Raw genomic sequence first — 18384 nt, 5'->3', positions numbered from 1 at the left:
TTGTGATATAATATCTTAGTATTATAATTTATTTAATAATAAAAAAGGAGATAACTATGACAAAAGTAAGAGTAAGATATGCACCATCTCCAACAGGAAATTTACATATCGGAAATGCAAGAACTGCATTATTTAATTACCTTTTTGCTAAACATAACGGTGGAGATTTCGTATTAAGAATTGAAGATACGGACTTCAAACGTAATAAAGAAGAAGGTGAACGTAGCCAGCTTAAATACATGAACTGGTTAGGTCTAGATTATGATGAAGGTATTGGAAAAGAAAAAGAATTTGGCCCATACCGTCAATCTGAGAGAATCGATATTTACCAAAAATATGCTGATCAACTTATCGCAGAAGATAAAGCTTATAAATGCTACATGACAGCTGAAGAATTAGAAGCTGAAAGAGAAGAGCAAATTGCTAACGGATTACCACCGCGTTACAGTGGAAAACATGCTAACTTAACAAAAGAAGAGCAAGAAGCTTTTGAAAAAGAAGGTAGAAAACCTGCTATCCGTATCCGTGTTCCTCAAGACAGAACATACAAATTTAACGATATGGTTAAAGGTGAATTATCATTCGAAGGGCATGACTTTGGCGATTTCGTAATCGTTAAAAATGATGGAGTAGCAACGTACAACTTCGCTGTTGTTATCGATGACTACTTAATGAAAATTTCTCATGTATTACGTGGAGATGACCACGTTTCTAATACACCAAAACAACTTGTTGTATATGAAGCATTAGGATTTGAACCACCGAGATTTGGTCACATGACTCTAATCGTAAATGAAAATAAGAAAAAATTATCAAAACGTGATGAAAGTATTATTCAATTTATCGAACAATACGATGAATTAGGATACCTGCCAGAAGCATTATTTAACTTTATCGCTTTATTAGGATGGTCTCCAGAAGGTGAACAAGAAATCTTCTCTAAAGAAGAATTCGTGAAAATTTTTGATGAAAAACGTCTAAGTAAATCACCTGCGTTCTTCGATAACAATAAACTTACTTGGATTAATAACCAATACATCAAAGCTCAACCTTTAGAAAGAATCGTAGATTTATCATTACCATTCTTCATTAAAGAAGGTGTAGCGACAGCTGAAGAAGTAGAAGCTAATAAAGCTTGGTTTGAAAAATTAATTTCATTATACCAACCACAAATGAGTTACGGAGCTGAAATTGTTGAGTTAACAAAACAATTCTTTGTAGAAGATGTTAAATTCGATGAAGAAGAATTAGAAATCTTAAAACAAGAAACTACAGCAACAGTATTCGAAGATTTCTTAACAAAAGTTACTGAAGTAGAAGAATTCACAGCTGATAACATCAAAGCTTTAATCAAAGCAATTCAAAAAGATACAGGGGTAAAAGGTAAAAACTTATTTATGCCGATCCGTATCGCATCAACAGGATCAATGCACGGTCCAGAATTAAACACAAGTTTAGAATTACTTGGTAAAGAACGTGTGGCTGCTAGAGTAAAAGCTGCATTAGAAACAATTAAATAGTATAAATTAAGAAAAAAATAACGAAAGATTAAGGGTGAAATAAGTTAGAATTACTAAATTTTAGAGTAGCTCTTAATTTTAATTTTTCAGGGCGAAAAAAGATAGAGAAATATAAATAAAAGTAAAGAAAATATCTTGACATTTATCGTTAAATAAGGTATTATTACTTATGATATTGTTTATATATCTTCACGAGTAAGCCCCGGAAAACTTAGTCGTTATGACAGATTAAAAACAACATCTAGGAGGAAAAAAGACATGCGTCAAACATATATGGCAAAGCCATCAACTGTAGAAAAAAAATGGTATGTAATCGATGCTGAAGGACAAACTTTAGGTCGCTTATCATCAGAGGTAGCTTCAATTTTAAGAGGAAAACACAAACCTACTTATACACCACACATCGATACTGGGGATAATGTTATCATTATCAACGCTGAGAAAATTGTGTTAACTGGTAAAAAATTAACTGATAAAATTTACCGTCGTCACACAATGCACCCAGGTGGGTTAAAAGAAAGAACTGCTGGATTAATGGTAGAAAAATATCCAGAAGAACTTTTAGAACTATCTATCAAAGGTATGTTACCAAAAAATACTTTAGGTAGAGCTCAAGGAATGAAACTTCACGTTTACCGTGGAGCTGAACACCCACACGCAGCACAAAAACCAGAAAAATACGAATTACGTGGATAATATAGGAGGAAATAATTAAATGGCACAAGTAGAATATCGCGGTACAGGACGCCGTAAAAGCTCAGTAGCACGTGTAAGATTAGTACCTGGAACAGGGAAAGTTGTTATCAACAACAGAGAAATGCGTGAATACTTACCATTAGAATCATTAGTATTAGACTTAATGCAACCTTTAGAAGTTACATCTACTACAGGTAACTATGACGTTTTAGTTAACGTTAACGGTGGAGGATACACAGGACAAGCTCAAGCAATCCGTCACGGAATTGCACGTGCTTTACTAGAAGTAAACCCAGAATACCGTAAAGACTTAAAACCAGCAGGATTACTAACTCGTGACCCTCGTATGAAAGAACGTAAAAAATACGGTCTTCGTGGTGCGAGACGTGCTCCTCAATTCTCAAAACGTTAATATTGGTCTTATACCAAATTACGTCAAGACATCAGAGAACTTTCTCTGGTGTCTTTTTTTATGAAAATTGAGAGGTGAAATTAAAAAAATTAATGATGTAGCTAACTAGAAAATACAAGTAATCCATTTTAAGAAAAAATACTTGAAAAATCATTATATTTATAATAATTTTCAAGTATTTTAAATTAATATATTATTCGTAAATCTCTGAATCTTTTAAAGTGAAAACTACTTCAGTTCCAGATGGATAATTATCTAATGATAAGAGAAGTATTTTTTCTTCAATTTTTTTAGGTTTAATTTCTGCGCTTACTTGAGCTATTTCATTCAATTCATCGTATAAATTTTTAAATAATTTTGCATCTTTTACTTTAATCTTTGGATTTATTTGATAAATTGGTGTTTCACCAAACCAAGTATCTTCATTTTGGAAATCGATTTCTGATTTCTCATTGATTTTTAATTTTATTGCGATATCATAATCAAATGTATAACGATCAAAAAGTTTAGCTAGATTACTGATATAGTCATGGGATCCTTTATTTGATCCATTGATAAATTTTAATTTTGCACTGTAATCTATAGCATTAAGATCGAAAATTTCTGCCATTTTGAAAACATCAAATTCATCGTAAACATCAGAAGTTACAAAATTGACTTTAATATCATATCCCACACGTTGAAATTCTTGATATTTTTCTAGTAGCTGTTCTACTGTAGCATCTTCAATGTTTTCTTTTACATTTGTAACAGATTCTTTTCCATCTTCAATAACTTCTTGTTTAGGATATTTAACTGTTAATATATAACTCATTCAATTATACCTCCTTAAATTTAACACAATTTATATTATACATATCTTTTCATCTATTTACAATAGTGTAATATTAGATTTAATAAATTTACGATTATTATCATAATTTATTAATTAATTGTTTTTTCAAATTTTCAGAAACGTCTGAAAATAGTGAATTTATAATCTTGACATTTTTATGCAAACTTTATATAATAAGAAACATAAATTAAAGAGGAGGTCATTGCATATGAAAATAATTGCAATTTCAACAAGAAGTGTAGATTATCAATCGGATGCTGGTATAGCAAAAAGACGTTTATACATTAATGGTTATTTTTCAGAAGTTGCAGAAAAAGCTGGATTTATTTTATTCCCAGTTTGTTCTGATAATGGATTAGAGGAAATTGCAACGATGTGTAGTGGCCTAATAATTGCTGGACGAGATAGAGATATAAATCCGAAATATTATGGAGAAAATCCCCTAGAAGGGTTAGAGTATCCTGATGATCCTTATGAGGATGAGTTAGACTTTAAACTTATTGAACTTTTTGAGAAGATTAATAAGCCTATCCTAGGGATTTGTAGTGGATTACAGAGTTTAAATATCTATCACGGTGGTACGTTAAAACAACACATTGAGGAACATACTAGTAAAGAAGAGCTAGTTCGTCATAAGATAGATATAGAGGAAAATTCATTTGTTTATAGCTTATATGGAAGTAAAACTGAAGTGAACTCAATTCATCACCAAGCAATAAAAGATGTTGCAGAAGGATTTAAAGTTACTGCTGTAGCAGAAGATGGAACTATTGAAGCGATAGAGAAGGGAAATCTTATTGGTCTTCAATGGCATCCAGAGGTCGATTACGAAATAGATACCTTTAAAAAATTTCTTGACTTATGTGAATAATTAAAATAAATTCGCTATTTAAAAATAGAAATAAAAAATAAAGAATATGTTATCAAAATAGTTGACTATTGTGTAAAATGATGGTAAACTATTCTTTGTGTAAAATAATAGCAGTGGATTAATTGTTATTGCCTCTATGTTATACATTTATATAATGTGGCAACTCGTAGCCTATGCTGCTAGGCGAAGTTCCAGTTTTATAACATATACAACAACGATAATCGTGCTTTTTGTTTTCACAACAATAAAAAACAAAAAGATAAAAGGAGGAGCACATAATGGCTCGTTTTACAGGTTCAACTTGGAAAAAATCTCGTCGTTTAGGAATTTCACTAAGCGGTACTGGTAAGGAGTTAGCAAAACGTCCTTACGCACCAGGACAACACGGTCCTAACTTAAGAAAAAAACTATCTGAGTATGGTTTACAATTACAAGAAAAACAAAAACTTCGTTACCTACACGGTATGAATGAAAAACAATTCCGTAAATTATTCGATAAAGCTGGTAAATTACAAGGTCTTCACGGTGAAAACTTCATGGCATTACTTGCTACACGTTTAGATTCAGTAGTATACAGCTTAGGTTTAGCTAGAACTAACCGTCAAGCTAGACAATTAGTAAACCACGGACACGTTCTTGTAGATGGTAAAAAAGTAGACATCGCTTCTTACGCTGTTAAACCAGGTCAAGTAGTTTCAGTAAGAGAAAAATCTAGAAACCTTGAAATCATTAAAGAAGCTGTTGAAATCACTAACTTTGTACCTGAGTACTTAACTTTTGATGCTGATAAATTAGAAGGATCATTAGTAAGACTTCCAGAAAGAAGTGAATTACACCCAGAAATCAACGAACAACTTATCGTTGAGTACTACAGCCGTTAATAAAACGAATCCCTTTGAGCATTTGCTTAAAGGGATTGTTTTTTATTTACCAAATAAAAAACATGAATGAGTTTGCTAAAATCTTGTTTAAATTAAAATAAGTATGTAAATTATGCAGGAAAAATTAATATGCAAATTGCTAATAATCAACACTCTAGAAAATAATAACCAAGCTATAGTTATAACACATTATAATAATTTGTATTATTTATAAATTACAAATTTTCATTAAATTAATAATAATTTATTAGATTGATGAAATAAATTAATTTTTATAAATATATTTAACAATATAAATAATGTATATATCATAATGAATAATTTCATATATTTTAAATATATATTTTAGAATATTACTAAAGAAAATGAAAAAATAATAGAATTTTAAAATTTCGACAACTGTTTTTCAAGTTTCTTTTCTTATATAAATTAATGTAATTTTAAAAAAAAATAGCATTAATTTATTTTTACAAAAATTGTAGAGATAGTGTTTTATAATATTCTCAAAGAAAAACAAAAAGGAAAATACTTTCATAAATACTTTCAACAGAAAAACGCTTTCATTATTGATTTAACTGTGATAATATATAAGTACAGAGAAAAAAATTAGGAGGTAAGGGAAATGATTATCGGAGTACCAACAGAAATCAAAAATAATGAAAGTAGGGTGTCAGCTATACCGGGAGTAGTACACGAATTAGTACTAGATGGCCACACTGTATACGTGGAAAAAGGAGCAGGATTAGCTTCAGGTATTTCAGATGCTGAATATAAAAAAGTAGGGGCGGTTTTATTAGATAAAGCTGAAGATGTATGGAATAAATCGGATTTGATTTATAAAGTAAAAGAACCGATTCCTTCAGAATATAAATATTTTAGAAAAGGATTGATTATTTATACATATTTGCATCTAGCAGCAGATCCAGAGTTAACTAAAGCAATGGTAGATTCAGGAACTATAGGGATCGCTTTTGAAACAGTAAAAGTGGGAAGAACATTACCATTACTTAGACCAATGAGTGAAATTGCAGGAAGAATGGCAATTCAAGAAGGAACAAGATTCTTGTCTAAAGTGCAAGGTGGAAAAGGTAAATTGTTACAAGGGGTACCAGGAGTTCAACCAGGTCATGTTGTCGTAATTGGAGCCGGAGTTGCTGGAACAGCAGCAGCTACAGCAGCCTCAGGACTAGGAGCGCGTGTAACAATGTTAGATGTTAACCTTGATCGTTTAACTGAATTATCACATATTTTTGGTGGAAAAGTAGAAACAGTCTACTCTAATAAATTGAACATTGCTAATGCAATAAAAACTGCTGATTTAGTAGTAAGTACTGTATTAATTCCAGGGGCAAAAGCACCAAAACTTGTAACTAAAGAAATGATTAAAGATATGCCTGACGGAGGAGTAATTGTTGATGTAGCAATCGATCAAGGAGGTACAACTGAATTTACAGAAGGACGTCCAACAAGTCATGATAACCCAATCTTTATAGAAGAAGGTGTGTTACATTACTCTGTTGCTAATATTCCAGGAGCAGTTGCAGAAACAGCTACATATGCATTATGTAATGCTACTGCAAAATATGTAAAACTTATAGCGAAATTAGGTGTTAAAGGGGCAGTAGCTAAGTTCCCTGAATTAGTACCAGGTGTCAATGTAGCTAATGGTAAAGTAACATTCAAAGCAGTGGCTGACGATTTAGGATATGAATATACATCAGTAGAAGATGCTTTGTAGTACAATAGTAGAATTTAAAAACAAAAAATAGTTATATTGTATAGGGAGTGAGATGTATATGATTTTATGTATCTCACTTCTTTTTGATTAGGAATTTAATTTAGTTAGAGCAAAAATAAAATTATACTATTTTATTAAGTTATTTATTAATATCCTTTTTTCTTTACTTACATAATTGAAGTATATAGTAGTAATTAGTTTCTAACTATGATATAATTTAGTGGTGCAAAAAATAAGGGATAATATTTAATAAAAATTAGGAGGCTTATCATGAGTGTTTTTAGAAAAAAATCAATTGACTCAATTTTAGCAGAATCAAGAAACAAGACATTGACTCCTACGATGAAAACTATGGATTTAGTTTTATTCGGAATTGGGGCAATTATTGGATCGGGAATTTTAGTATTAACAGGTAAAGCTTCAGCGGAAGCAGGACCAGCTGTAGTATTTTCATTCTTAATCGCAGGATTAGCATGTTGTTTAGCAGCTCTTTGCTATGCGGAGTTAGCTTCGACAATTCCATCAAGTGGAAGTACATATACTTATTTATATGTATCAGTTGGTGAAATTGTTGCCTATGCAATAGGATGGGTATTAATAGGTGGATATGTCTTAACTGCAGCGACAGTTGCTAATGGATGGTCTAGTTATTTTTCACGTTTATTAGCAGGTCTTGGAATAGATTTACCAAAAGAACTTTATACATTACCTTCAGCAGGTGGATATGGTAATATACCAGCTATTATTATTGTATTATTAATTACATTTATCCTATCAAAAGGAACATCAAGTAGTAAATTAGTAAATAACTTAATGGTAGCAGCAAAAGTTGGGATTGTAATCTTATTTATAGTTGTTGGTGCATTTTATGTAGAACCAACAAACTGGACAAATAATTTTGCTCCATCTGGGGCTTCAGGAGTGATGTTAGCAGCGACTACGGTATTTTTCGCTTATCTTGGATTTGACGCGATTTCTACTTCAGCAGAAGAAACTATTAATCCTGAAAAATCATTACCAAAAGCAATTATTATTACGATGCTAGTTTGTACAACATTCTACATCTTAGTATGTTTGGTATTAACAGGGGTAGTTGAATATAGCCGTTTAGGAACTGGTGATGCACTAGCGTTCGTATTAGAAGAAGTAGGTCAAAATAAAGTTGCTGGTGTTGTATCTTTAGGTGCAGTTATTGGACTAATGGCAGGAATCCTGTCATTTATGTATGCAGGTATTCGTATCACATATACAATTGCACGTGATGGACTATTACCGAAAGGATTAACTAAGGTTAATGCAAGTAAAGTACCAAGTACAGTAACATGGGGACTAGGAATTTTAACAGCGGTATTAGCTGGATTCTTACCATTAGGGAAACTAGCGGATTTAGCTAATGTAGCATCAATTATAGCATTTGCGTTAGTGAGTTATACTACAATTGTATTCTATAAAAAATTCCCAGATTTAAAACGTGGATTTAGAGTACCAGGGATGCCGATATTACCAATAATCTCTATTATACTATTTGGAGCGCTATTATACAGCGTAACATTAACAACATGGATTATCTTTATTGTTTGGGTAATTGTAGGGATGATAGTATACTTTACATTCTCATATAAGAATAGTAAATTAAAATAACTTATAAAATAGAATCGACTATAACGTGGGTGTTATAGTCGATTTTTATATATCGTTAATATCTATTTTAGTTATATGACCAGAGGTTACGTTTATTACTTTTGGCTTTATTTTGAGCTTTTTTATATTTATCTAAATATCTTGTATCTGGAGGTTTGACGTATTTGATTTCTGCTAAACCTTCTAATAGTAGTTTTTCTTGAATATTAATATCATCAGCATAGACGTAACATAAAGCTCTATGATATTTGTCTACTTTTTCATAAACATCAAATTCGATTTCAACATTTTTAGCTTCAGATAATAATTTTCCATTTAGTTCACTAGCTTCAGGTCCATATTTTTGTACTTCAACTCCTGGTTTGACAGTCTCAGGAGTATCAATTAATAAATATCTCACCTTTAATTCTTTATTGTTAAAGTTAACTATAATAGTATCACCATCAATTTTTTTTATAAAATTGACCTTGTACTTTGTTTTATCTCCCTTAATACTGACGCCATTAATAGTAGTTTCTTTATAATTCTCACTAGTTTGATTAATTATCAAAGCGATAATTAAAAATACCACTGTGAATAGACTAAAGAAAATAATAAATACTTTTTTATTCATAATAATTCCCCCTTAATATTAATTTTAACATTTTTGAAGATTTGGATAAAGTTACAAAATAACAATAGTAATAAAATTTAATAGTTGTTATACAAATTCATAAAAAACGAAAAAATTTTTTTACATTACTTTCAATATTTACAGTGTTTATGGTAAAATAAGAGATGTAAGTGTTTTACAAATTTATAAAACATTTAATAGGAAAATATAAATAGCAATTTTTTAAGTGGAGGAAAAGTAGATATGACCAATAAAACATGGTATCTAGGTTTGGATATTGGTTCTGCAAGTGTAGGTTGGGCAGCGACTGATACTGAGTATAAAATAATTAGAAAAAATAAAAAAAGATTATGGGGAGCTAGATTATTTGAAGAAGCTATAACTGCGGAAGATCGTCGAGGTTATCGTTCTAGTAGAAGGAGACTCGCTAGAAGAAAATGGCGCTTAAATCTTCTTGAGGAATTATTTGCTGCAGAAGTAAAAAGGATAGATGAGACATTCTTCCTAAGATTAAAAGAGAGTCAATACCATTACGAAGATAAAACTCATAAGGTTCCTTATGCGATTTTTAATGATAAAGACTATACAGATAAAGATTATTATAAAGATTATCCAACAATCTATCATCTAAGATCAAAGCTTATGTCTGAAAAAAATCCAGATGTAAGAAAGGTATTTTTAGCTATACACCATATACTTAAGAATAGAGGGCACTTTTTACTACAAGGTCAAAGTTTTAAAGATGGTAATTTAAACAATTTAATTAAAGAATTATTAGAACTTGATATACTTCATGTAGGATTTGAAGTAACAGAAGAAGTTGTTGGTAAAATTGCGGACATTTCATTAGAGAAAAAAACTTTAACAGACAAGGTAAATGATCTTAAGAAACTTTATCCAAAAGAAAAACAATTATTAGAAGTATTTAGATTAATTTTTGGTGGGAAAACTTCGTTGGATAAATTATTCGCAATAGATGAATATAAAGAATTAGATGCAGCTATAAAATCTGTATCATTTAAAGAGAAAATTTATGAAGAAGTTCGTCATGATTATGAACAAGTACTATCAAATTATATTGAACTTCTTGATTTAGCTAAGCTAGTTTATGATAGTATTATTTTATCAGATATTAAGAAAGAAGGAAAAACACTATCAGAATCAAAAGTAGAACTTTACGAAAAACATAAAAATGATTTATTAAAATTAAAAAATCTTGTAAAAAATGATTCTAAACTGTCTGAAGATAAAAAAGTGGAAGTGTATGCTTCGATATTTAAAGAAGATAAAGATAAAGGCACTAACTACGTAAATTATATTCATAAGAGTGAAGAGGGTAAAGGATGTAATTACGAAGACTTCAAGAAATTCTTAGTTAAGGAATTAGCAAAATTAGAAGAAAGTTCAGTTAAGGCTGAAATAATTAAAGAATTAGACTTAGAACAATTCTTACCACTTCAAAGAACAAAAGATAATTCAGTAGTACCTTATCAAATCCATAAAGAAGAATTGGTAAAAATTTTAGATAATGCTGTTAAATATCATGATTTCTTAGATGAAAAAGATGAGAGTGGTTATAGTGTAAAAGAAAAAGTTGTTCAATTACTAGAATTCAGAATACCTTACTATGTTGGTCCTCTTAACTCTAGTAAAAAAGCAAAAGAAGGTGGCTTTGCATGGTCTGTGAGAAATAAAGGATATGAAAATACACCAGTAACACCATGGAACTACAGTAAAGTTATAGATGAAAGTGCAAGTGCAGAAAAATTTATTACAAACTTAACTAACAAATGTACATACCTAAAAGGAGAAGATGTGCTTCCGAAGAATTCATTACTTTACTCTGAATTTGCACTGTTAAATGAATTGAACGCACTTAAATATGATGGTAATAGAATCAGTCTTGAAGCTAGAAATACAATTATAGAGAAGCTCTTTAAACAACAAGGAAAAAAAGTAACGAAAAATAGTATAAAAAATCTTCTTAAGGCTGAAGGTTATATAGACGGTAAAGGTGAAATTTCAGGTATTGATATTACCGTGAAAAATGATATTAAGGCATATAGAGATTTCAAGAAAATTCTAGGAGACAAGTTTAATTCTGAGCATGTAGAAAATATAATTCTGTGGATTACATTATATGGAGAATCTAGAAAACTAATAAAAGCCAAAATTGAATCTGTTTATGGAGATATTTATTCTAATGATGAAATTACTAAAATGTCTAGATTAGTTTACAAGGATTGGGGAAGATTCTCAAGAAAACTGTTGACAGAATTAGTTAGTAAAAAATTGTATAATGAAGAAACAGGAGAATGCCTAAACATTATTGGAGCAATGCGCCAAAATAATATTCTATTTATGGAATTATTGGCTGACAGATTCGATTATTCAGAACAAATCTCAAAATTCAATAAAGAACTTCAAGAAGAGGTGACAGAGATTACACCGGAAATTCTAGATGATTTATATGTATCTCCAGCGGTTAAACGTTCCATTTGGCAAACCGTTAGAATAGTAGAAGAGCTTAAGAAAATTATAGGTTGCGCACCAGCAAAAATCTTTGTAGAGACAACACGATCTAATCAAGAGAAGAAAAAACCAACAGATTCACGTAAAAAACAATTAGAACTTGCTTATAAAGCTGTTAAGAAAGATGTAAAAGAGCTAGAAAAAGAAATTGGTGTAATTAATTTTGATGTACTGAATGATAGACTAAGCTCTGTAGAACCGTCTAAACTAAAAGCGAAGAAATTATATCTATACTATACTCAATTAGGAAGATGTATGTATAGTGAGGAACCGATTAATATTAGTGAATTATTTGATAATAATAAATATGATATAGATCATATATATCCACAGTCCAAAATAAAAGACGATAGTTTCACTAATACAGTATTGGTAAAAAGAGAGAGCAATGCTGCGAAAACAGACAGATATCCATTAGGTTCAGATATTCAAACACCAAGTAATAGAAGATTTTGGAAATTCTTAAAAGAAAAAGGATTGATTACTGATGAAAAATATAATAGATTAGTTAGAACAGAAGAGTTCTCTGATGAAGAGCTAAGTGGTTTTATAGCGCGTCAATTAGTAGAAACATCGCAATCAGTAAAAGCAGTAGCTAGTATATTAAGGGAGCTAAATCCAGAGACTTCAATTTGTTACTCTAAAGCAGAAAATGTATCTAGCTTTAGACAAAATTTCGGAAAAATAAAAGACGGAAATAGTAAATCAAAAAATAATGAACAGTTAGTAAAAGTGCGTGAAATTAATGATTTACACCATGCCAAAGATGCTTATTTAAACGTGGTAGTAGGAAATGTCTATGATACTAAGTTTACGCGTAATGTATTTAATTTTATTAAAGATAAAAAAGATGGAAGAAAATATTCACTTAATAAGGTATTCTATGAAAATGTTTCAGATACAAAAACAGTAGCTTGGGAAATGGATAAAACAATTCATCAAGTAAAAAAAGTTATGGATAATAATAGTATCTTAGTAACAAGAAGAACATCTGAACAAAAGGGTGGATTATTTAAAGCGACAGTATACAAAGCTAAAATAGCAGCTAAAGCGAAAGAAGGAGTATATTACCCATTAAAAACATCAGATAAATTTATTAAAGATGTTAAAAAATATGGAGGGTATACAAGCATTGGAATAGCTTATTATTCAATATTTGAATATATTTTAGTAAATAAAAAAGGTGAGGAAAAGATAACAAGAATTATTCCAATACCAATATATGTTTCTCAAAATATTAGAGATAATAGTACACTTATTGAGTTTGGAAGAAGTCAAGTTAATATAAAAGATGGAGAACAGATAAAAGACTTCAAATTAAAATATGCTAAACTTTGTATTGGTAGTGAGATAAGAATGAATAATTATCCTTACTATATTGGAGGTAAGAGTAAAGATACATTCTATTATGATAGTGCAGTTCAAGTGATAATAGATAATCAGAGTGAACAATATCTAAAAATATTATCTAAATATCAAAATTGGAAAAAAGAAAATAAAGATGGTGAACTTTCGAAAAATATAACTAAAGAAAGTAATTTAGAATTATATAATAAACTAGTTGAAAAAATGAATTCCAAAATATTTACGAAGAAAAAACCCAATAAATATAATGAATTAAATAGTGAAGAGATTCGAAGTAATTTTAATAGTATTACAGCAGAGGAACAGGTAAAAGTATTATTAGAGATTTTGAATTTACTTACAAATAAAAAATCAACATTTGATTTAAAAAATATTAAATTGGGAGCTGCGAGGGGACAACAGTTATTTGATTTAACAAAACTAAATCAATTTTCTATTATGGAGCAATCTGTAACAGGTTTATATGAAAAAGAAATAACAATAATAGGGGATAAAGGGAATGACATGGAGAACAATAATAGTTAGAGATAGGGCGAAGCTAGATTATAGCTTGAATTTTCTAACAGTTAGAAAAGAAGCGGAGACTAGGAAAGTTAGTCTTAGCGAAATATACATGATTATTATTGAAAGCACAGCGGTATCTATTACCGCCGTGCTTTTAAATGAACTTATGAAAAACAAAATAAAGGTAATATTTTGTGATGAGAAAAGGAATCCTAATTCGGAATTAATACCATATTATGGAAGTCATGATACAAGCTTAAAATACAAGAATCAGTTAGAATGGTCTACTGAAAGTAAAGAACGAATATGGACAAGAGTAGTGTATGAAAAAATACAAAATCAAATGTTATTACTAAAAAAATTTGGCAAAGAAGAGTATGAATTATTAAAACAGTATCTTAATGAATTAGAATGGAATGATAATAGTAATAGAGAAGGTCATGCAGCTAAGGTTTATTTTAATGCTATATTCGGTATGGATTTTAGTAGAAATAAAGAATGCTTTACAAATGCTGCACTAGATTATGGCTATTCAATTATATTATCTGCATTTAATAGGGAAATTGTATCGTGTGGATATTTCACGCAGTTAGGTTTATGTCACAGAAATCCATATAATAAATTTAATCTAGCCAGTGATTTTATGGAACCTTTCAGAATATTAGTAGATGAAGTAGTATTTAGTTTAGAAGCTAATAAATTTACTAAAGAGCATAAAAATATACTTGTTAATATTCTAAATAATACAGTTGAAATTGATGATAAAGAACAAACTGTGGCTAATGCGATTAAAATATATGTTCGTAGTTTGTTTACGGCATTAAAAGAAAATGATTTAGAGTATATAAAGATGTATAAGTATGAGTTATAGATTTATGAGAGTATTAGTAATGTTCGATCTTCCAACAGAAACATCTCTTCAAAGAAGAAATTATAGAAAATTCAGAAAAACATTGATAAAAAATGGATTTATCATGATGCAAGAATCTGTTTATGTAAAATTAGCTATGAATCAAGGGAGTGCAGATTTAATTGTAAAGAGTATTCGAAAAATGTGCCCAGATGAGGGAGTAGTTCAAGTATTACAGATTACTGAGAAGCAGTTTTCTAAAATGGAGTTTTTAGTAGGAGAGAGTCAGACCGAATATGTAGATAATGATGAAAGGTTATTAGAACTATGAAGATTATTAATAAAAACTGGCAGAGAAAAATAGAAATAGAAGATAATATAATTTATACAGTAGTTTTTGAAAATAAAAAGTATTATAGAGGAAATATAATTGAATTAATCAACCAACATAAGGGAAATGAAGGGAGTTACATTTTGTCGAGTGATAATAAAGAAATATCGTTTGACAAGAATAGTTATATTATTACAGATATATTTAATATTGATATAAATAGTAAAAAAGTACTAACAAAAATATATAATTCATTATTAAAAGAGATAATAGAAGATATTACAAGTTTTAACGAATTATCAACAAATATTAGATTATATTTTGAAAAATTAATATTTAATAGTTCTTTAGAAATTGAACAAGGTGAAGAGATTGACATGCCTTCTTTATTGAAAATTGGAGATTTTAAAATACATGTTGAAAATGATGATGTTTTAGAAAAATTTATAAAGTTTTTAAAAGTATTAACAGAATTATGTAGTTATAAAATTATTTTTGTAGTAGGGCTTCATAACGTTTTCACAAAAGATGAAATAATAGAAATTTATAAAGAAGTATGTTTGAACAAAATAACTATAATAAATATAGAGTATCAACAATTTAAAAATCTATCGAATGAACATTATAAAGAAATAGTTTATATATTTGATAGTGATAATTGTGAAATATAGTATTGCAATTTTGCGAAAATACTTGTATAATATAGGTAGATTCAAAATTTACACATCAAGTTCAAATAAAGATTTTATCTAAATTGCCTTCGGGCCTGGATCGGTGTCGGTCCATTTTTTTATACCTAAATTCAAAATTTCTTCTCCAAATCTCAATTTGAGGTTTGAGAGATATGTAAATTTTGAATTCTACAAAACAAACTTTACTAACAAACGTAGTAAATTACTGTTTGAGAGATATGTAAATTTTGAATTCTACAAAACATCGTTGATTTCAATTGATCTTACACTAGAGTTTGAGAGATATGTAAATTTTGAATTCTACAAAACTGGTTATACGCGTAGTCTATACACTCTACGTTTGAGAGATATGTAAATTTTGAATTCTACAAAACAAAGTACGTTGGTGAGGATATTGAATACCTGTTTGAGAGATATGTAAATTTTGAATTCTACAAAACACGTTAGAATAGACAACGACGCAAACTATAGTTTGAGAGATATGTAAATTTTGAATTCTACAAAACTACATTACAAAATGTAACTAGTGAAATGCTGTTTGAGAGATATGTAAATTTTGAATTCTACAAAACTTTGATTTTGAAAATAATCAAATTGATAATGTTTGAGAGATATGTAAATTTTGAATTCTACAAAACGAAATTTAATAGAACGTTACCGCATGAAGTGTTTGAGAGATATGTAAATTTTGAATTCTACAAAACAGAGCCAGTAAAAATGGCAGCTTGTTTAACGTTTGAGAGATATGTAAATTTTGAATTCTACAAAACCAATTCTAAACGGGCAATGAAGAAGCGTGGTTTGAGAGATATGTAAATTTTGAATTCTACAAAACAGTATATGTTTTAATAAACTTCCCAGAAGAGTTTGAGAGATATGTAAATTTTGAATTCTACAAAACTGGAGGTATTGATGAAGCAATAATCTTTGAGTTTGAGAGATATGTAAATTTTGAATTCTACAAAACTGCATGTGCAAAGAAAATCGCTGATCATTGTTTGAGAGATATGTAAATTTTGAATTCTACAAAACTTTTCTATTATGCGAATGAGTTTAGACGTGTTTGAGAGATATGTAAATTTTGAATTCTACAAAACTTAATGAAGTTGATGAAGTTATCTCTATGTGTTTGAGAGATATGTAAATTTTGAATTCTACAAAACTAAAAAGTATGATGAAATAGAAATATCTCAAGTTTGAGAGATATGTAAATTTTGAATTCTACAAAACGTATGTGATAAGAGAACGTGTCACTATAGAGTTTGAGAGATATGTAAATTTTGAATTCTACAAAACCTTTATCATGTTGAAAGTTGTAAAATACCGTTTGAGAGATATGTAAATTTTGAATTCTACAAAACTAAATCGTTGCAGGAAACTAGACTTGACATAGTTTGAGAGATATGTAAATTTTGAATTCTACAAAACAATTTCACCTATAACAGATTTAAAACTATCGTTTGAGAGATATGTAAATTTTGAATTCTACAAAACTAGCAGTCCCCCAAATGTGCAGTCCTCTTCGTTTGAGAGATATGTAAATTTTGAATTCTACAAAACGAATATAATGAAGGTTGGACACCGAATTGGGTTTGAGAGATATGTAAATTTTGAATTCTACAAAACAGAAAAACTATATAAATTAATAGATATTGTGTTTGAGAGATATGTAAATTTTGAATTCTACAAAACTAGATTTTTATAAATCTTAAACAGTTTTTTGTTTGAGAGATATGTAAATTTTGAATTCTACAAAACGAAATGTGTGAGTTTAAATTTGGAATTGAGTTTGAGAGATATGTAAATTTTGAATTCTACAAAACTTTTAAAAATGCCTTTATACCGGGGGTTACGTTTGAGAGATATGTAAATTTTGAATTCTACAAAACTGCATTAAGTTTATCTCTTTCGCTAACCACCGTTTGAGAGATATGTAAATTTTGAATTCTACAAAACAGTATGTCTGAATATATGAGTATGAATGTTGTTTGAGAGATATGTAAATTTTGAATTCTACAAAACAATACTGGGCTATTGTTTCAGCACGTTTACGTTTGAGAGATATGTAAATTTTGAATTCTACAAAACACTAGTAGATTCTAAATTAGCTGAGCTTGAGTTTGAGAGATATGTAAATTTTGAATTCTACAAAACACTATAAGTTTAAATTATTTAAACTTTATAGTTTGAGAGATATGTAAATTTTGAATTCTACAAAACTTTTTCGGCGATTTTCTGCTTTCGTTTTTGTTTGAGAGATATGTAAATTTTGAATTCTACAAAACCTTCACCAACGTACTTTAATTCACCTTTTAGTTTGAGAGATATGTAAATTTTGAATTCTACAAAACTTTAATGACATAGGTTCAGCTTTCCTTGCGTTTGAGAGATATGTAAATTTTGAATTCTACAAAACAGTATTTCCTTGTTGTTTCTTACTTTCTAAGTTTGAGAGATATGTAAATTTTGAATTCTACAAAACAGTACTTGGTGCATATTTTACAAAAACAGCGTTTGAGAGATATGTAAATTTTGAATTCTACAAAACCTACATTCATAAAACAGAAGCAGCACAGAAGTTTGAGAGATATGTAAATTTTGAATTCTACAAAACTATGTGGACGTTCAAGTATCCAGTCAAAGCGTTTGAGAGATATGTAAATTTTGAATTCTACAAAACATAATTTTGATTCTTTTGGTATTGGATTTTGTTTGAGAGATATGTAAATTTTGAATTCTACAAAACTCAGTGTTAAATAATGAATCAAAGGAAACAGTTTGAGAGATATGTAAATTTTGAATTCTACAAAACAAAATTACATGAATTATATAAAAAATTAAAGTTTGAGAGATATGTAAATTTTGAATTCTACAAAACAGATGTTTTCGAGAACTTTTACAAA

At 29.2% G+C, this 18384-nt stretch carries 13 protein-coding genes and 1 CRISPR repeat array; of the genes, 11 read left to right on the top strand and 2 right to left on the bottom strand.

Features of this window, described 5'->3' with window-relative positions; genetic code table 11:
* The first annotated feature begins 56 nt into the window (after positions 1 to 56).
* The 3 genes from gltX (at position 57) to rpsI (ending at position 2628) form a co-directional block, all read left to right on the top strand.
* Entirely contained in the window at positions 57 to 1520 is a 1464-nt protein-coding gene (gene gltX, locus ACWOBP_RS06790) for a glutamate--tRNA ligase (RefSeq protein WP_455338043.1), read from the top strand.
* Positions 1521 to 1778: 258 nt separating this feature from the next.
* On the top strand, positions 1779 to 2216 hold the full coding sequence (gene rplM / locus ACWOBP_RS06785; RefSeq protein WP_003144827.1) for a 50S ribosomal protein L13: 438 nt from the start codon (positions 1779 to 1781) through the stop codon (positions 2214 to 2216).
* A 19-nt stretch (positions 2217 to 2235) separates the two neighbouring features.
* Positions 2236 to 2628: a 30S ribosomal protein S9 gene (gene rpsI / locus ACWOBP_RS06780; protein ID WP_003145894.1), complete on the top strand. Its 393-nt coding sequence runs from the start codon at positions 2236 to 2238 to the stop codon at positions 2626 to 2628.
* A 193-nt stretch (positions 2629 to 2821) separates the two neighbouring features.
* Here rpsI and ACWOBP_RS06775 read toward each other — a convergent pair whose 3' ends face one another.
* Positions 2822 to 3442: a hypothetical protein gene (locus ACWOBP_RS06775; RefSeq protein ID WP_455338042.1), complete on the bottom strand. Its 621-nt coding sequence runs from the start codon at positions 3440 to 3442 to the stop codon at positions 2822 to 2824.
* 229 nt (positions 3443 to 3671) lie between these two features.
* Between ACWOBP_RS06775 and ACWOBP_RS06770 the strand changes: the two genes are divergently transcribed.
* The 4 genes from ACWOBP_RS06770 to ACWOBP_RS06755 all read left to right on the top strand — a co-directional run bounded on the left by ACWOBP_RS06770 (position 3672) and on the right by ACWOBP_RS06755 (position 8594).
* Positions 3672 to 4334 carry a gamma-glutamyl-gamma-aminobutyrate hydrolase family protein gene (locus tag ACWOBP_RS06770; RefSeq protein WP_455338041.1) on the top strand — a complete coding sequence of 221 codons (663 nt, stop codon included), beginning with the start codon at positions 3672 to 3674 and terminating at the stop codon, positions 4332 to 4334.
* Positions 4335 to 4612: 278 nt separating this feature from the next.
* Complete coding sequence (gene rpsD, locus ACWOBP_RS06765) at positions 4613 to 5215, top strand: 30S ribosomal protein S4 (protein WP_003145898.1); 603 nt, start codon at positions 4613 to 4615, stop codon at positions 5213 to 5215.
* A 622-nt stretch (positions 5216 to 5837) separates the two neighbouring features.
* Complete coding sequence (gene ald, locus ACWOBP_RS06760) at positions 5838 to 6953, top strand: alanine dehydrogenase (protein WP_455338040.1); 1116 nt, start codon at positions 5838 to 5840, stop codon at positions 6951 to 6953.
* A 267-nt stretch (positions 6954 to 7220) separates the two neighbouring features.
* Positions 7221 to 8594 carry an amino acid permease gene (locus ACWOBP_RS06755; RefSeq protein ID WP_455338067.1) on the top strand — a complete coding sequence of 458 codons (1374 nt, stop codon included), beginning with the start codon at positions 7221 to 7223 and terminating at the stop codon, positions 8592 to 8594.
* A gap of 67 nt (positions 8595 to 8661) precedes the next feature.
* Here ACWOBP_RS06755 and ACWOBP_RS06750 read toward each other — a convergent pair whose 3' ends face one another.
* Complete coding sequence (locus ACWOBP_RS06750; protein WP_455338039.1) at positions 8662 to 9207, bottom strand: thermonuclease family protein; 546 nt, start codon at positions 9205 to 9207, stop codon at positions 8662 to 8664.
* Between the two features lie 243 nt (positions 9208 to 9450).
* On the opposite strand from ACWOBP_RS06750, the gene cas9 reads away from it, so the two are divergent.
* Genes cas9 through csn2 form a run of 4 tightly spaced genes read left to right on the top strand, consistent with a single transcriptional unit; the run spans position 9451 to position 15460 of the window.
* Positions 9451 to 13629 carry a type II CRISPR RNA-guided endonuclease Cas9 gene (cas9, locus tag ACWOBP_RS06745; protein WP_455338038.1) on the top strand — a complete coding sequence of 1393 codons (4179 nt, stop codon included), beginning with the start codon at positions 9451 to 9453 and terminating at the stop codon, positions 13627 to 13629.
* Positions 13604 to 14479, top strand: a complete 876-nt coding sequence (gene cas1 / locus ACWOBP_RS06740; RefSeq protein WP_455338037.1) for a type II CRISPR-associated endonuclease Cas1 — start codon at positions 13604 to 13606, stop codon at positions 14477 to 14479. Before cas9 ends, cas1 begins: the two co-directional genes overlap by 26 nt.
* 4 nt (positions 14480 to 14483) lie before the next feature.
* A complete protein-coding gene (gene cas2, locus ACWOBP_RS06735; RefSeq protein ID WP_455338036.1) occupies positions 14484 to 14789 on the top strand; it encodes a CRISPR-associated endonuclease Cas2 in 306 nt (101 codons plus the stop codon).
* Positions 14786 to 15460 (top strand): type II-A CRISPR-associated protein Csn2, encoded by a 675-nt coding sequence (gene csn2 / locus ACWOBP_RS06730; protein WP_455338035.1) that lies wholly within the window; start codon positions 14786 to 14788, stop codon positions 15458 to 15460. Before cas2 ends, csn2 begins: the two co-directional genes overlap by 4 nt.
* Before the next feature lie 162 nt (positions 15461 to 15622).
* Positions 15623 to 18359: a CRISPR direct-repeat array (repeat unit 36 nt; unit sequence GTTTGAGAGATATGTAAATTTTGAATTCTACAAAAC).
* Positions 18360 to 18384 lie beyond the last annotated feature (25 nt).

This window comes from Gemella parahaemolysans, from assembly GCF_053758945.1.
This window is presented reverse-complemented; position numbering and strand designations above follow the sequence as displayed.

What these genes read in the sequence shown, in the direction of transcription:
- gltX (WP_455338043.1), top strand. Translation starts at nt 57, where the DNA reads ATGACAAAAGTAAGAGTAAGATATGCACCATCTCCAACAGGAAATTTA.
- rplM (WP_003144827.1), top strand. Translation starts at nt 1,779, where the DNA reads ATGCGTCAAACATATATGGCAAAGCCATCAACTGTAGAAAAAAAATGG.
- rpsI (WP_003145894.1), top strand. Translation starts at nt 2,236, where the DNA reads ATGGCACAAGTAGAATATCGCGGTACAGGACGCCGTAAAAGCTCAGTA.
- ACWOBP_RS06775 (WP_455338042.1), bottom strand. Translation starts at nt 3,442, where the DNA reads ATGAGTTATATATTAACAGTTAAATATCCTAAACAAGAAGTTATTGAA.
- ACWOBP_RS06770 (WP_455338041.1), top strand. Translation starts at nt 3,672, where the DNA reads ATGAAAATAATTGCAATTTCAACAAGAAGTGTAGATTATCAATCGGAT.
- rpsD (WP_003145898.1), top strand. Translation starts at nt 4,613, where the DNA reads ATGGCTCGTTTTACAGGTTCAACTTGGAAAAAATCTCGTCGTTTAGGA.
- ald (WP_455338040.1), top strand. Translation starts at nt 5,838, where the DNA reads ATGATTATCGGAGTACCAACAGAAATCAAAAATAATGAAAGTAGGGTG.
- ACWOBP_RS06750 (WP_455338039.1), bottom strand. Translation starts at nt 9,207, where the DNA reads ATGAATAAAAAAGTATTTATTATTTTCTTTAGTCTATTCACAGTGGTA.
- cas9 (WP_455338038.1), top strand. Translation starts at nt 9,451, where the DNA reads ATGACCAATAAAACATGGTATCTAGGTTTGGATATTGGTTCTGCAAGT.
- cas1 (WP_455338037.1), top strand. Translation starts at nt 13,604, where the DNA reads ATGACATGGAGAACAATAATAGTTAGAGATAGGGCGAAGCTAGATTAT.
- cas2 (WP_455338036.1), top strand. Translation starts at nt 14,484, where the DNA reads ATGAGAGTATTAGTAATGTTCGATCTTCCAACAGAAACATCTCTTCAA.
- csn2 (WP_455338035.1), top strand. Translation starts at nt 14,786, where the DNA reads ATGAAGATTATTAATAAAAACTGGCAGAGAAAAATAGAAATAGAAGAT.